This window comes from Pseudomonas sp. LPB4.O, from assembly GCF_038383825.1.
GTDB lineage: Bacteria > Pseudomonadota > Gammaproteobacteria > Pseudomonadales > Pseudomonadaceae > Aquipseudomonas > Aquipseudomonas putida.
In genome coordinates this window covers 3,930,164-3,943,669 of the sequence record NZ_CP151298.1, presented here as the reverse complement: position 1 = coordinate 3,943,669, position 13,506 = coordinate 3,930,164, and the positions used below count along the sequence as shown (strand labels likewise).

Annotated in this window: 12 protein-coding genes; 4 read left to right on the top strand and 8 right to left on the bottom strand. The window is 64.2% G+C overall.

All coding sequences use genetic code 11. The annotated features are described in order from the left end of the window. The first annotated feature begins 21 nt into the window (after window positions 1-21). Window positions 22-447, top strand: coding sequence for a GTP pyrophosphokinase (locus MRBLPB4O_RS17730; RefSeq protein ID WP_341796108.1), 426 nt, complete (start codon window positions 22-24; stop codon window positions 445-447). A 3-nt stretch (window positions 448-450) separates the two neighbouring features. Here MRBLPB4O_RS17730 and MRBLPB4O_RS17725 read toward each other — a convergent pair whose 3' ends face one another. After that, a complete protein-coding gene (locus MRBLPB4O_RS17725) occupies window positions 451-1,143 on the bottom strand; it encodes an endonuclease I family protein (protein WP_341796107.1) in 693 nt (230 codons plus the stop codon). Between the two features lie 6 nt (window positions 1,144-1,149). After that, window positions 1,150-1,392, bottom strand: coding sequence for a DUF1654 domain-containing protein (locus tag MRBLPB4O_RS17720; protein WP_016498977.1), 243 nt, complete (start codon window positions 1,390-1,392; stop codon window positions 1,150-1,152). Window positions 1,393-1,592: 200 nt separating this feature from the next. Here MRBLPB4O_RS17720 and MRBLPB4O_RS17715 point away from each other — a divergent pair, with 200 nt between their 5' ends. Continuing rightward, window positions 1,593-3,638, top strand: a complete 2,046-nt coding sequence (locus MRBLPB4O_RS17715) for a TonB-dependent receptor (RefSeq protein ID WP_341796106.1) — start codon at window positions 1,593-1,595, stop codon at window positions 3,636-3,638. Between the two features lie 65 nt (window positions 3,639-3,703). Here the strand turns inward: MRBLPB4O_RS17715 and MRBLPB4O_RS17710 are convergent, their stop codons facing one another. From MRBLPB4O_RS17710 to MRBLPB4O_RS17685, 6 genes are all read right to left on the bottom strand, one after another. Further along, on the bottom strand, window positions 3,704-4,999 hold the full coding sequence (locus tag MRBLPB4O_RS17710) for an FAD-binding oxidoreductase (protein ID WP_341796105.1): 1,296 nt from the start codon (window positions 4,997-4,999) through the stop codon (window positions 3,704-3,706). A gap of 54 nt (window positions 5,000-5,053) precedes the next feature. Then, complete coding sequence (locus MRBLPB4O_RS17705) at window positions 5,054-5,476, bottom strand: RidA family protein (RefSeq protein ID WP_016498980.1); 423 nt, start codon at window positions 5,474-5,476, stop codon at window positions 5,054-5,056. Between the two features lie 31 nt (window positions 5,477-5,507). Next, a complete protein-coding gene (locus MRBLPB4O_RS17700) occupies window positions 5,508-6,647 on the bottom strand; it encodes a tyramine oxidase subunit B (protein WP_341796104.1) in 1,140 nt (379 codons plus the stop codon). A gap of 125 nt (window positions 6,648-6,772) precedes the next feature. Further along, on the bottom strand, window positions 6,773-7,990 hold the full coding sequence (locus MRBLPB4O_RS17695) for a multidrug effflux MFS transporter (RefSeq protein WP_341796103.1): 1,218 nt from the start codon (window positions 7,988-7,990) through the stop codon (window positions 6,773-6,775). Window positions 7,991-8,183: 193 nt separating this feature from the next. Next, window positions 8,184-9,494 (bottom strand): alginate export family protein, encoded by a 1,311-nt coding sequence (locus MRBLPB4O_RS17690; protein WP_341796102.1) that lies wholly within the window; start codon window positions 9,492-9,494, stop codon window positions 8,184-8,186. Between the two features lie 178 nt (window positions 9,495-9,672). Beyond that, entirely contained in the window at window positions 9,673-11,160 is a 1,488-nt protein-coding gene (locus tag MRBLPB4O_RS17685) for an aldehyde dehydrogenase family protein (RefSeq protein WP_341796101.1), read from the bottom strand. Window positions 11,161-11,423: 263 nt separating this feature from the next. Between MRBLPB4O_RS17685 and MRBLPB4O_RS17680 the strand changes: the two genes are divergently transcribed. Next, window positions 11,424-12,920 (top strand): APC family permease, encoded by a 1,497-nt coding sequence (locus MRBLPB4O_RS17680; RefSeq protein ID WP_341796100.1) that lies wholly within the window; start codon window positions 11,424-11,426, stop codon window positions 12,918-12,920. After that, window positions 12,901-13,473, top strand: a complete 573-nt coding sequence (locus MRBLPB4O_RS17675) for a DUF3156 family protein (RefSeq protein ID WP_341796099.1) — start codon at window positions 12,901-12,903, stop codon at window positions 13,471-13,473. Before MRBLPB4O_RS17680 ends, MRBLPB4O_RS17675 begins: the two co-directional genes overlap by 20 nt. Window positions 13,474-13,506 lie beyond the last annotated feature (33 nt).

Genomic DNA, 13,506 nt, shown 5'->3' with positions numbered 1-13,506 from the left:
TGCCGAACGGGGAGGGGCCTCATGTCTACACTGGAGCGGGCCATTGCCGTGGCCGCCAGAGCGCATGAAGGGCAATACGACAAGGGTGGAGTGGCGTACATTCTCCACCCGCTCCGCGTGATGATGCGGGTGTCCACGCCCGAGCAACGGATTGTCGCAGTGCTTCACGATGTGATCGAGGACACCCCGCTGACGTTGTCCGACCTGGCGCGCGAGGGGTTTGCGCTGAAAATCCTTGCCGCCTTGCTGGCGCTCAGTCGCCGTGAGGGCGAGCCTTACCAGGACTTCGTGGTACGCCTGGGCGACGACCCGTTGGCCCGAACCGTCAAGCTTGCCGACCTGGCCGATAATAGTGACCTTTCCCGCATTCCTTGCCCTGGCCCCGCCGACCTGGCGCGGCTGGCCCGTTACCGGGAAGCCAGCGCCTATTTACAAGCGCTGGCCTGAGGCTCAACTACACGCCTTGAGGTTGACCGGGCCCACAAACTCGTTACCTCGTCCCATCACACAGGCTACCTGCTGGTTGCGTTGCCGCTCCCATGCCTGCGGCGGGTAGGTCTTGTTCCAGGCCTCGTACAACTGGCGGTCCTGCCTGGACAGGCGCAGGTTGTACTGCTTGCTCATATAGAAGTAGGTGCGGGCGATCATGCCGCGGATCGACGGGCGTGGCATCACCTTCTTGGCCTTGAAGTCGACCTGGGTCAGGCAACTGCCATACTGGCCGCGCTGTTCTGGCAGCCAGCCGAAACTGAAGTTGCTACGGTCGCCGTTGACCTCGCCGATGCTCGGCACCAGGTTGTGCAGGTCGGCTTCGGCGCGTTTGTACACCTCGTCATGCTGCGAGCACTGCTTGCGCCCGCCGCTTTGCCAACACTGGCGCTGATGGCCGATCTGCCAGGCCGGTACGATGTGTTCCCACTCGATGCGCGACGCGCGCTGGGCATTCTTGCGCGGGGCATAGCCGCAGGACGCCAGGTCGACCTTGTTGCCCTTGTATTTGCAGCCGCAATAGAATTCGGTCGATTGCGGCGCATAGAGCTTCCAGGCGACTTTCTTGGCCTCCTGAAAGGTGCGTGGGGCATCGGCGTGCACCAGTGGAGTGGTCAGTAACAGGCAGGCTACCGCGAAAAGCGAAACTCTCATGCGCGGTCAGTCTTCCTTCGGTACGGTCCAGAAAACCTGCACGCCGCCGTCGTCACGGTGGGCGAGGGTGACGTTGTCGTTCTCGGCGATTTCCTCAAGCAAGGTTTCCCAGTCATCCGGGCTTTCCTGCTCCAGGCGAAAGATCAGCGCCGCACGGCTGCGCTGGGCGGTGGGGCTGTTGATGATCTTCTGGATGCGTACACCCAACTGTTCATAGCTGCTCGGAGTGGCGGAGGCGGTGCTGGACACAGGAAATTCCTTGTTTTGCTGTATGCGTATACAGTATTTCAGCGTAAGTAAATTCGCAACTGCTTGCCAGGAAAAATCCTGCGTTCGCGCTGCCGCTGCTGGTCTGGTGTAATGCCCGCAATTTCTGGAAGCTGCGCATGTATCGATTTCTTTCTCGTTTTCCTTCATCTACAAGCCTGGTCCTGCTGTTTGCAGGTGGCATGAGCGCCAATGGCGGTGCCAAGGCCAGTTCACCCGATGTAGTCGTCATGGACCCGTTGGTGGTGACCGGCGCCTATGCGCCCACCAGCACATTCGACCTGCCGTTTTCGGTGGATACCGTTGACCTGTCCCACGGCACGGATGGCCAGCTTGGCGTCAACCTGTCGGAAGTGCTCAGCAAAGTACCTGGGCTGGTGGTGCAGAACCGTCAGAACTACGCGCAAGACCTGCAGATTTCTTCACGGGGTTACGGTGCTCGCTCGGCCTTTGGCGTGCGCGGCATAAAGCTGCTGAGTGACGGCATACCGGCCAGTACGCCCGACGGGCAAGGGCAGGCCGCCACGCTGAACCTGGACGTGGCCGACCGGATCGAAGTGCTGCGCGGCCCGGCAGCGACGCTGTACGGCAGCAACGCCGGTGGCGTGATCCAGATGTTTACCCGCGACGGGCAGGGGCCTGCACGCGTGGGTGCCGAAACCACCTTTGGCAGCGACGGCTTCAACAAGAACCACCTGTCGGCAGAGGGCGGCAACGACACCGCAGGTTTCGTGCTGGATGCCTCGCGCCTGGATACCGATGGCTATCGCGACCACAGTGCCGCGCGCCGTGACCAGACCTTCGCCAAGGTCAATTTCAAGCCCGATGAAGACTCGCGCATGGCGCTGATCTACAGCAGCCTTGAGCAGAACAACACGCAGGACCCGCTGGGGCAGACCTGGGATGCCTACAAGCATGACCCACGTTCCACAGCGGCAGTGGCCGAAACCTACAACACCCGCAAAAGCATCGACCACCAGCAGCTAGGCATGAACTACGAGCGCTACTTTGGCGATGCCATGCTGCAGTTCAACCTGTATGCGGGGCGGCGCAGCGTGGTGCAGTATTTGTCCATCCCCAGAACGGTGGCCTCGAACAGCCAGCGTGGCGGCGGGGTTGTGGACTTTGATCGTGAATTCCACGGCGGCACCCTGCGCTGGATCCAGCCGGTTGCCGACGTACCGGGAAATCTCACCTTCACCGTCGGCGCCGATTACGACCAGAGCAAGGACGACCGCCGGGGCTACCAGAATTTCAGCGGCGACCAGTTGGGCGTTAAAGGTGAGTTGCGCCGTGACGAGAAAGACACCGCTACCAGCCTGGACCCGTACCTCCAGGCCCATTGGGAAATCGGCAACTGGACCAGCGAGCTGGGGCTGCGCTACAGCACCATGGAAATGCGTGTCGACGACCATTACCTGGCCAACGGTGACTCCAGCGGCTCGAAGAAGTACCAGCAGGCCACGCCATCACTGTCGGTGATGTACGCGGTCACGCCGGACCTGCGCGGTTACGTGAGCGTCGGCAAAGGCTTCGAAACCCCCACCCAGGCCGAGATGGCCTATGCGCCGGGCTTGGCCGAAAGCTTCAACTTCGGCCTCAAGCCCGCCACCAGCATGCAGTACGAAATGGGTGTGAAGTACCGGCTTGGCGAGCGCACGCGCCTGAATGCGGCGGTGTATGAGATTCATACCGATGACGAAATCGTCGTTGCCAGCGCTACGGATGGTCGAACCAGCTATCGCAATGCAGGGCGTACTGTACGACGTGGCTTTGAGGCGAGCCTGCAAAGTGACTTGAGCGAGCAGTGGCAGACCACCCTGGTGTATACCCGCACCGATGCCCGCTATGCCGATGACATCAGCCAGACCATCGAGAGTGGCAACCGCCTGCCCGGTGTGCCACTGAACAACCTGTATGGTGAGCTGGTCTGGAAGCCGGTGTCGTCCATCAGCATGGGGGTTGAAGGGCAGTACCGGAGCAAGGTGTATGTGGACGACAGCAACAACGCCAGGGCCGCACCGGCTTATGCGGTATTCAACTGGCGGACCCGGTTCGAGCAACATGTGGGGCCCTGGACGTTCCACCAGCTGCTGCGGCTGGACAACCTGTTTGACCGGCAGTATGTGGGGTCGGTGATTGTCGGTGACGGCAACGGGCGTTATTACGAGGCAGCGCCTGGGCGGTCGTGGTATGCGGGGGCGGGGTTGGAGTACCAGTTCAGGTAGCCGGCAACATCCTCACCAGGCAGGCAGCGCGGTGTATTGCACGGGCTTGCCCACTCCCACTTGTGTCAGGCAAAACGCTCGAAGGAGTACGGGGACGGGTCGATCAGCGGGGTGGCCTGGGCCACCAGGTCTGCCGCCAGCTGGCCAGCAGCAGGCGAGGTGCCGAAGCCATGCCCGGAAAAGCCGGTGGCCAGGGTCAGGCCCGGGATACTGGCCACCGGGCCGATGACCGGGTTGGAGTCGGGGGTGACGTCAATCGTGCCGGCCCAGGCGCTGGCGATACGGGCCTGTTCGAACACCGGCCAGGCCGCTTTCAGGTTGCGCATGGCCTCGTCGTTGAGTGCCGGGTTGGCGTGCGGGTCTTGTACCCGTACACGCTCGAAGGGGGTTACATCCGTGGCCTTCCAGCGCCGGGCCAGGGCCAGGTCCTTGAAGAAGTACTTGCCAAAACTGATCCGCAAAAAGTCCCGCTGGGCACGCAGCTGGGGCAGGTAACGCTTGCCCAGCAGCAGGTGATCGAGGGTGAGGAAGGCGTCCAGCGCGCCACGCTGGGTGATGATGTAGCCGCCGTCCTTGTGCTTGCGGAAGGAAAAGTCCGGTGCGCCCACGGCGATGTCGGTCGGCCCGTCCATTGGCTGTGTGCGCAGCACGGAACAGGTCAGCGGCAAGGTCGGCAGATTGATGCCCAGGTTGCCGAGGAACTTGCGCGACCACAGGCCACCGGCCAGCAACACCTGGTCGCAGCGGATTTCGCCTTGCTCTGTGACCACCCCGCTGACACGGCCGGCTGCGGTGACCAGCGTGCGCACCGCGCAGTTCTCCACTACCACTGCACCTTTGGCGATCGCCGCCCGGGCGATGGCGCTGGCGGCCAGGGTCGGTTCGGCGCGGGCGTCGGAGGGGGTGAAGATGCCACCTGCCCAATCCGCCCGACCACCCGGCACCATCCGGGCGATTTCACGGGTGCTAAGCAGGCGCGAATCCAGGCCCAGCGCCTCGACGCTTTTCAGCCAGCCTTCATGCATGCCCATCTGCGTGTCGTTACGGCCGATGAACATGATGCCGGCTTGGCGATAGCCAACGTCGCTGCCAACCCGTGCGGGCATCTCGGCCCACAGCCGATCAGCCGCCAGTGCCAGGGGAATGTCATGGGCGTGGCGGTTGGTCTTGCGCACCCAGCCCAGGTTGCGCGACGACTGCTCGCCAGCGATACGCCCCTTTTCCAGCACCACCACCGGTATGTTGCGTTCGGCGAGGCTCAGTGCGGCGGTGAGGCCGATAATGCCGCCACCGATGATCACCACGGTAGTGGCGTCGGGGTGGCGGGTGCTGGTTTGCACAGGGGCGATCGTGGGAGACATGGCTTTACTCTTTGTTGTGCGTGCAGGGGGAGTGTTCAGCGCCAGCCGGCGGCCTCACTGGCCAAGGCGGATCAGGGTCACTTGCGCTTGCCCCGCACCGCGGTAGGCGGTGACCTCCAGCTCGACCTTGTAAACGGTGGAGCCCAGCGGCGGGCAGGTGACCGTGGTGGCCGGGTCGATGCCGCGGAACTTCTCGCCGATCACGTCCATGACCCGTGGTACATCGGCAGGGTCCTGGATGAACACGCGTGAGTTGATGACATCGGCCAGGCTGGCATCGACTGCGGCCAGCGCGGTTTCGATGTTGGCGAACACCTGGTGGGTCTGTTCGATGACGTCCTCTGGAATGACTTGGGTCTGAGGGTTGCGCCCGGCGGTGTTGGAGACGTGAATCCAGTTGTCCACCGCCACCAGGCGGGAGTAGCTGGCCATGTCTTCGAACTTGGAGCCGGTTTTCAGTTTGATGATCTGTGTCATGGGCTTTGCCTTGTTATCCGTTTGCGGGGGATCAGCTGAGAACGGGGGTTTCCCAGAGGTTGAGCTTTACGCCGATGCCTTGCTCGAGCGCCTTGCGGTACACCACGGTGCCCCAGGCCACGTCTTCGACGGGCATGCCGCCCACCGACATCAGGATGATTTCGTCGTCATGCAGGCGGCCCGGTGCGTCGCCGCTGATGATCTTGCCGATGTCTTCCACCTGCTCGGGGGCCAGCGTGCCTTCGGCAATCATGTCCATGAAGCGCACACCTACCAGCGGCACGTGGTTGTGCGCAGGCTTGGGCAGCTCTTCGAACCAGGCCTCATAGAGGCCGGTGTTGTCCACCACCTTGCGCACGTCGTCCTGCTCCATGCCGGCGTCGATACTGCACGGGGCTGGCATGGCCAGGAACGCGCCAGGCTTGACCCACTCGCGTCGCACCAGCGGGTACTGGCTGGGGTCGCCGACTTCGCCCGAGCTGCAGTAGCTGACCAGGTCGGAACCGCGTACCACTTCTTCCAGGGTTTCAACCACCTGGACATGAGTGATTTGCGGGAAGCTGGTTTTCACCCAGGCGACGAAGGCATCCAGGTTCTTCTGGCCACGGCCCTTGACCTTGAGGGTGTCGATCAGCGGGCAGACGGCCATGAACGCAGCGACCGTGGTCTTGCCCATCACCCCCGGGCCGGCCAGGCCGATGACCTTGGCGTCCTTGCGCGCCAAGTGGCGGGCGCCGACGCCCGGGATGGCGCCGGTGCGATAGGCCGACAGCAGGTTGGCCGACATGTGCGCCAGTGGCGCGCCGGTGTCGGCATCGTTGAGGGTGAACATCAGGATCGAGCGGGGCAGGCCTTTCTCACGGTTGGCGATGTTCGAGCCGTACCACTTGGCGCCTGCGGTCTGGAAGTTGCCGCCGAGGTACGCCGGCATCGCCATCATGCGCCGGTCGGCGGTGGGCTTGGGCATGTTGGGGAATGGCGAGTGCTCGGGGAAGGTAATCATCGCGCCGTGCGAGTCGCTGTTCGGGCCGGCCATGCGGTAGTCACCCTGGTACAGCAGGCCGAACATTTCTTCCATGGTGTCGACACAGGCCGGCATGTCGGTGACGCCGGCACGGATCATGTCCTGCTCGGACAGGTAGATGAAGTCAATTCTGGTATCGAGGGTCATGGCGGGTCTCGCAGGGCTGGCTGCCGTCGGATTTGTTGTTGGTTTCGAGGCAACCAGTTTCGCTAACGACTGGTAGGTCGTCTTGTGTCTGCCTGCCAGCCGAGTTGACCGTCAGTGCCAGGGCTTCAATGGCCCGCGAGCGAGAAGCCGGCCGGGGTGTCGCGCAGGCTGAGGGCGGTCAGCAGGCACACCACCAGGGTGCACAGCGCCAGCAGCGCGGCCCATGCGGTCGGGCCGTGGTTGAGTACCACTGCGGCCAGTGGAGCTGCGCCGGCAGACGCCGACAGCTGGATGGCGCCCAGCAGCGCTGCGGTGGAGCCCAGTGCCTTTTCTTGCGAGGCCATCACCAGCGACATCAGCGTCGACTCGGCTATCCCCAGGCCGAACAGGGCTATCACCATGCCGCCGGCCACACCTGGCAGCCCCAGACCGGTCAGTGCACCGAGCAGGCTGATGCAGGCACCGCCGGCCATGCACAGCACGCCCCCCCGAGTCAGGGTATTGAGGCCCAGTCGGCTGATCAGGTGGCTGGCCGTCATGGCGCCGAACAGGATCGACACCCCGGTGGCGCCAAACAGCAGGCCGAAGGCCTGGGCGCTCAGGCCGTAGTGGGCCTGGTACACCAGGGTGGCACCGCCGATGTAGGCGAACAGGAAGAAGAATACCGCAGCCACCGCCAGGGTCGGGCGCAGGAAGCAGCGGTCGGCGAGGATGGCCAGGTAGGTGCTGCAGGCGTGGCCCAGGCGCAGGGGTTCGCGTTTGCTGGGCGGCAGGGTTTCCGGCAGGTTCAGCAGGCTGTTGACCAGCACCGCCACGCCCATGCCGGCGAGTACCAGCATCACTGCACGCCAGCCGAAATGTGCGTCGATCACGCCGCCCAGTGCAGGTGCCAGGATCGGTGCGACGCCTTCGATGGTCATCAGCAGGGCGAACAGTCTGGTCGCGGCTACGCCCTGGCTCACATCACGCACCATGCTCATGATCACCACCAGGGTCAGCGCACTGCCCAGGCCCTGGAAAAAGCGCAGCATGATCAGGGTGTCGAGGCTGGGGGCTGCGGCTGCGCCCAGCGAGCACAGGATGAACAGCAGCAGGCCGGCCAGCAGCGGCTTGCGCCGGCCGTAGGCGTCGACGAAGGGGCCGAAGATCAGCTGGCCGGCGCCCATGGCCAGCAGGAAGAAGGTCAATGTCAGCTGTACGCGGGTGAAGCTTGCCTGATAGTGGCTGGCGATTTCCGGCAGGCTCGACAGGTACATGTCGACGGCCGATGGGCCGAGGGCGCCGATCAGGCCAAGGCCCAGGGCGAAACTGAAGGGTATGGGAGGGGAGGGATTGGCGCGCATGGTTTTCTCTGGCTAATTTTCAGCCTACCGGCCGGTAGGTTGGTGAATGTTATGCGCCGAGTCGGCCAAGGTCAAACCCTTCCGCAAGGCCACTGATTCCTGTGGGAGCGGGCATGCCCGCTCCCACATTGACCGCATCGCCTTCAAGTCATACGCATGCAGCACAAGACAGAGGTTTGTTAGCGTGGTTGCTTCAGAACGGCACAGCTACCGTCAGCTGGCTATACACATTGGTGCCATTTCCCCCCACCTGGTTGCCGCCGTTGCTCTCGTCCTTGCGCGGCTGGTACAGGCCCACCAGCGGGCTGATGATCAGGTGCTCGTTGACTGCCCATTCCACATACAGGTCCAGCTCCCGGGCATCGAGGTTGAGGCTGTCGCGGGTGCGCACGGTGTCGAAGTCGAAGTACAGCGCGCCGACCGTGAGGTTTTCCAGCGGCGTCGCCTTCACGCCCACATGGTGGATGCCCGTGTTGCTGTTGAAGGGGCCGGCGTAGTTGGCAGCGACTTCACCCTGGAACCAGGTGCCGTAACCGCTGGACAGGCCGCTGAACAGCGCGTCCCAGCCTGCCGAGTAGCGGGTGTAGCGGTAGGTAACCTGCGGTGCCCACGGCAGGTCGGCGAAGGTGTAGCCGGCCTGCAGGTACCAGGCTTGCTCGGGGCCGTCGGTCTTGTCCTGCCAGGCGTATTCGAAGGCGAAACTGGCATTGTCGATGCCGGCGTTGCCTTCGCCGCGCACGCTGTACACGTCCATGCCTTCGCGGGCTTTCTGGAAGTCGCTGGCCCATTGGTCGGTGACGTCGATGCCGTGAACCCAGGTCAGTCCCAGGGTGCCCAAGGCGTGGGTGTAGTCCAGCGTGCCGGCGGCCAGTTCGGTTTCGGCCTGGGCGCGGTTGTCGGATTTCAGCCACAGCAGGCTGCCATGCAGGCCATCGCTGCCCCCCAGGCGCAGCATTGCGGTGCGGTCGAAGGCGTGGCGGGCGGCCAGGTAGTAGGCCCCGCCGCGGTCCAGCGCACCGTCGGCGACGCCGTTGCCCAGGTTCGGGCCGTCGTCGTTGATCAAAAAACCACTGCCCAGGCGAATGGTCTGGCGGCCGGCGGAAACGTCCACCCCATCCTTGCCCAGCACCGGGAACAGGTCGGCCGAGCGCCAGCCGAGGAAGGCGTCTTCGATCTTGGTGGTGCGTTCGGAGCCATCGGTGTTGCCGGCCGCATCGCCATCGCCCCAGGTGGCCGAGCTCACCCAGTTCAGGCTGCCGTACAGCGTGCCGTTGCCGGCCAGGCCCTGGTCACCGCTGAGGCCATATTTGATAAAGCCTTCACGCCAGGTCGAACCACCTGTGGTGCCGTCGTAGTTCTTTCGGCTGTTGAACATGCCCCATACCGCCAGCATGTCGGCGTTCAGGTGGCTGTCATCGTCGGCGTACAGCTCAACGGCCGGCGCGGCCTGGCTGGCCAGCAAGGTTGCCAGGGCCAGGGTGGACAGCGTTTGCGGTTTGACCATTACACATCCCTCGTTTGTTCTCGGCGACCTTCACAGGGGCCTTTGTTGTTCGGGGGCACCCTCGGTTCTGGCGAGGGGCCATCGCGGTTGGCGGCGATGGCCTATTAGGGCGTGTGCGGTGGGGCGGGGTCTTGTTCGTGGCTGCCAAGGCGCTTGCACGCCTTGGCCACAGGCGCGGTCAGTAGCGGATCATCACCGACTTGAGCTCGGTGAAGTCATCGATGAAGGCCGAGCCGAACTCGCGGCCAATGCCGGAAGCTTTGATGCCCCCAAACGGTACAGCCGGGTCGAGCAGGGTGTGCATGTTGACCCACAGGGTGCCGGCCTGGATTTGTGGGATCATGCGCATGGCCTTGCCCAGGTCGTTGGTCCACAGGCTGGCGCTGAGGCCGTAGGGCGAAGCGTTCATCAGGTGCAGCAGTTCGTCTTCGTCGTCATAAGGCAGGAAGGTCGCCACCGGGCCGAAGGTTTCCTGGGTGAGCAGGGTGTCGCTGGCCGACCGGGCGAGGATTACCGTGGGTTCGACGAAACAGCCGGGGCCGTCGCCCAAGGTGCCGCCGTGAATGATCTGGCTGCCTTCGGCGCGGGCGATGGCGAACAGTTCGGCCAGCTTCTGCTGGTGCGGCTTGTTGGCCACGGGGCCGAACTGGGTGGCCTCGTCCAGTGGCGAGCCGATTTTCAGTTGGCCCAGGCGCTGGGACAAGGCGTCCAGTAGCGGGTCGATGCGCGAGCGGTGCACGTAGAAGCGCTCGCCAGCGGCGCAGATCTGCCCCGAGTGCAGGAAGCCAGCCTCGATGATGCCATCGACCGCTTTGTCCACGGCCACGTCGGGCAGGAAGGCCACCGCGTTCTTGCCGCCCAGTTCCAGTGTCGCGCGAGTCAGCTTGGCGCCCATGGCAGCCTGGCCTACGGCGATGCCAGTGGGCACGGAACCGGTGAACGAGACCTTGTCGGTACCTGCGTGCTCGATCAGTGCCTTGCCCACCAGGCCACCACCGGTCAGCACGTTCAGTGCACCGGCCGGCAGGCCTGCTTCGGTGGCCAGTTCGGCAATGCGCAGCAGCGTCAGCGGTGTGAATTCGCTGGGTTTGAGGATAATGCTGCAGCCGGTTGTCAGGGCCGAGGCCAGCTTCCAGATGGCGATCATGGTGGCGAAGTTCCACGGCACGATGCCCACCACCACGCCAATCGGCTCGCGCAGGGTGAAGGCGCTGTAGCGCTCACCGGCGAACGAGGGCAGCGACGGGGTGATGGTCTGGCCGGTGATCTTGGTCGCCCAGCCGGCGTAGTAGCGCAGGAAGTGCGCGGCCTGCTCTACTTCGAAGGCACGGGAAATGCCGATGAGCTTGCCGGATTGCAAGGTTTCCAGCTGCGCCAGTTCTTCGCGGTTGGCTTCCAGCAGGTCGGCCAGCTTGAACAGCACTGCGGCGCGGGCGGCGGGGCTGGTGTGCGACCAGGCGGTAAAGCCTTGGCGCGAGGAGCTGACGGCATGGTCGACATCGGCCTGGTTGGCGTCGGCGATGTGGGCGATGGTCTGGCCGTTGGCCGGGTTGACCACGGCAATGTTCGACGACGACTGGCTGGCGAGGTGCTGGCCGTGGATGAACACGCCATGCTCGCGGGCCAGGAAGGCCGTGACGGCAGGTAGGAGGGTGATGTCGCTCATGCAGACTCCGGGGCAGGTGGCCAAAGTTTGCAGCTTAGTGAGCGGGGCAGAGCGGTGCTTGTGCCTGCGTGACAGGTGCATGACTGTGGCTGCCAAGCGATGAGTCAGCCTTGCGCGATCCTTTGTAGGAGCGGCGCCAGGCTCTGGAGCTGATTGCTGGCAGGCAGCAACAAGCCCGGCGGCAGCCATCGGCAAGACGCCATGCCGCCGGCAGCGCACAGTAATCACTCGTTCAACGCCACAAAAACAAGCCGGGGCATACGATGTCACTCAATAACAAGCTCACCGAGCACCTCAACCGCGGCACGGTCGGTTTCCCCACCGCACTGGCCAGCACCGTCGGGCTGATCATGGCCAGCCCGGTGATCCTCACCGCGACCATGGGCTTTGGCATCGGCGGCAGCGCCTTCGCCGTGGCCATGGTCATCGCCGCACTGATGATGCTGGCGCAGTCCACCACCTTTGCCGAGGCTGCGTCGATCCTGCCGACCACGGGCTCGGTATACGACTACATCAACTGTGGCATGGGCCGCTTCTTCGCCATTACCGGCACGCTATCGGCCTACCTGATCGTGCATGTGTTCGCCGGTACCGCCGAAACCATCCTGTCGGGGGTGATGGCGCTGGTGAACTTCGAGCACCTCAATACCCTGGCGGAATCCGCCGGCGGTTCGTGGCTGCTGGGGGTGTGCTTCGTGGTGGCGTTTGCGGTGCTCAATGCCTTTGGCGTCAGCGCCTTCAGCCGCGCGGAGGTGATCCTCACCTTCGGCATGTGGACCACCTTGATGGTGTTCGGCGTGCTCGGCCTGATCGCCGCTCCCGCAGTGGAACTGGACGGCCCGTTCGGCGTGTCGCTGGTGGGCACCGACCTGATGACCATCCTCTCGCTGGTCGGCATGGCCATGTTCATGTTCGTTGGCTGCGAGTTCGTCACGCCGCTTGCCCCCGAACTGCGTCGCTCGGCCTGGGTGCTGCCGCGGGCCATGGCGCTGGGCCTGTTTGGCGTGGCCAGCTGCATGTTCATCTACGGAGCGGCGATGAAGCGCCAGGTGGAAAACGTGGTGCTGGATGCCGCCAGTGGCGTGCACCTGCTGGACACGCCCATGGCCATCCCGCGCTTCGCCGAGCAGGTGATGGGTGATATCGGCCCAGTGTGGCTGGGTATCGGCTTTCTGTTCGCCGGCGCGGCCACCATCAACACGCTGATGGCCGGTGTGCCACGCATTCTTTACGGCATGGCGGTCGACGGCGCGTTGCCCAAGGTGTTCACCTACCTGCACCCGCGCTTCAAGACGCCGCTGCTGTGCATCCTGGTGGTGGCGTTGATCCCTTGCCTGCATGCCTGGTACCTGGGCGGCAACCCGGACAACATCCTGCACCTGGTGCTGGCCGCCGTGTGCGCCTGGAGCACCGCCTACCTGCTGGTGACCCTGTCGGTGGTGATTTTGCGCATACGCCGCCCAGACCTGCCGCGTGCCTACCGCTCGCCGCTGTTCCCGTTGCCGCAGATCTTCTCCAGCAGCGGTATCCTCATCGGCATGGCGTTCATCACACCGCCGGGCATGAACCCTGCCGATGTCTATGTGCCGTTCGCCATCATGCTTGGCGCCACTGCGGCCTATGCATTGTTCTGGACGCTGTGCGTGCAGAAGGTCAACCCGTTCAAGCCGGCGCGGGTCGAGGATGTGCTCGAGAAAGAGTTTGCTGCCGAGCCTGGCCACGCCGTGGAGCATGTGCTGCATGATCAGAAATTTGCGTGAACGCTTGCTGACGTCTCGGGCGCCTTCCGGCTATCGCCCAGGTGCCACACTGGCATGCCTGGCGCGCAACCTGGGGCAGCAGAACCTGGTGGCTGCCGGGGTGATCCACGACCCGGCCCAGGGCTGGCAGGCCAAGGTGCACGAACGCGTCGAGGCCCACCTGCTGATGCACATCGTCACCTGTGAGTTCCAGCTGCAGTTGCCTGCTCCGCAAGGGGGCGAGGTCAGCTTGGAGCTGCGCCATACCGGTGCGCTACGCCGTACCGGCCTGGCCTGTGTGTACCGCAAGGGCGACCGGGCGCGCTTTGCCCGACTGCGCGACCTGTTGCTGCAGCAGGCCGCACTGGTGGCGGCGCTGATGCCGCTGGATTTCAAGCGCCTGACCTTGGCCTGGCGCGACGGCCAATGGTTGCTGACGCTGGAGCACATGGGCGGTAGCGAAGTGGTCAACCGCATGCCGGCGTTTCGCCGCTACATCCCCATCAGCCCGCAACAGCGGGCGCACCTGATGGCCAGCCTGGCCCAGTTCAACACTTTGCTGCCCAACCTTTGACGCAAACTGGCATACGCCTTGCTGTATCTAGCG

What these genes read in the sequence shown, in the direction of transcription:
- MRBLPB4O_RS17700 (WP_341796104.1), bottom strand. Translation starts at nt 6,647, where the DNA reads ATGACCCTCGATACCAGAATTGACTTCATCTACCTGTCCGAGCAGGAC.
- MRBLPB4O_RS17715 (WP_341796106.1), top strand. Translation starts at nt 1,593, where the DNA reads ATGAGCGCCAATGGCGGTGCCAAGGCCAGTTCACCCGATGTAGTCGTC.
- MRBLPB4O_RS17680 (WP_341796100.1), top strand. Translation starts at nt 11,424, where the DNA reads ATGTCACTCAATAACAAGCTCACCGAGCACCTCAACCGCGGCACGGTC.
- MRBLPB4O_RS17705 (WP_016498980.1), bottom strand. Translation starts at nt 5,476, where the DNA reads ATGACACAGATCATCAAACTGAAAACCGGCTCCAAGTTCGAAGACATG.
- MRBLPB4O_RS17710 (WP_341796105.1), bottom strand. Translation starts at nt 4,999, where the DNA reads ATGTCTCCCACGATCGCCCCTGTGCAAACCAGCACCCGCCACCCCGAC.
- MRBLPB4O_RS17730 (WP_341796108.1), top strand. Translation starts at nt 22, where the DNA reads ATGTCTACACTGGAGCGGGCCATTGCCGTGGCCGCCAGAGCGCATGAA.
- MRBLPB4O_RS17690 (WP_341796102.1), bottom strand. Translation starts at nt 9,494, where the DNA reads ATGGTCAAACCGCAAACGCTGTCCACCCTGGCCCTGGCAACCTTGCTG.
- MRBLPB4O_RS17695 (WP_341796103.1), bottom strand. Translation starts at nt 7,990, where the DNA reads ATGCGCGCCAATCCCTCCCCTCCCATACCCTTCAGTTTCGCCCTGGGC.
- MRBLPB4O_RS17725 (WP_341796107.1), bottom strand. Translation starts at nt 1,143, where the DNA reads ATGAGAGTTTCGCTTTTCGCGGTAGCCTGCCTGTTACTGACCACTCCA.
- MRBLPB4O_RS17685 (WP_341796101.1), bottom strand. Translation starts at nt 11,160, where the DNA reads ATGAGCGACATCACCCTCCTACCTGCCGTCACGGCCTTCCTGGCCCGC.
- MRBLPB4O_RS17675 (WP_341796099.1), top strand. Translation starts at nt 12,901, where the DNA reads ATGATCAGAAATTTGCGTGAACGCTTGCTGACGTCTCGGGCGCCTTCC.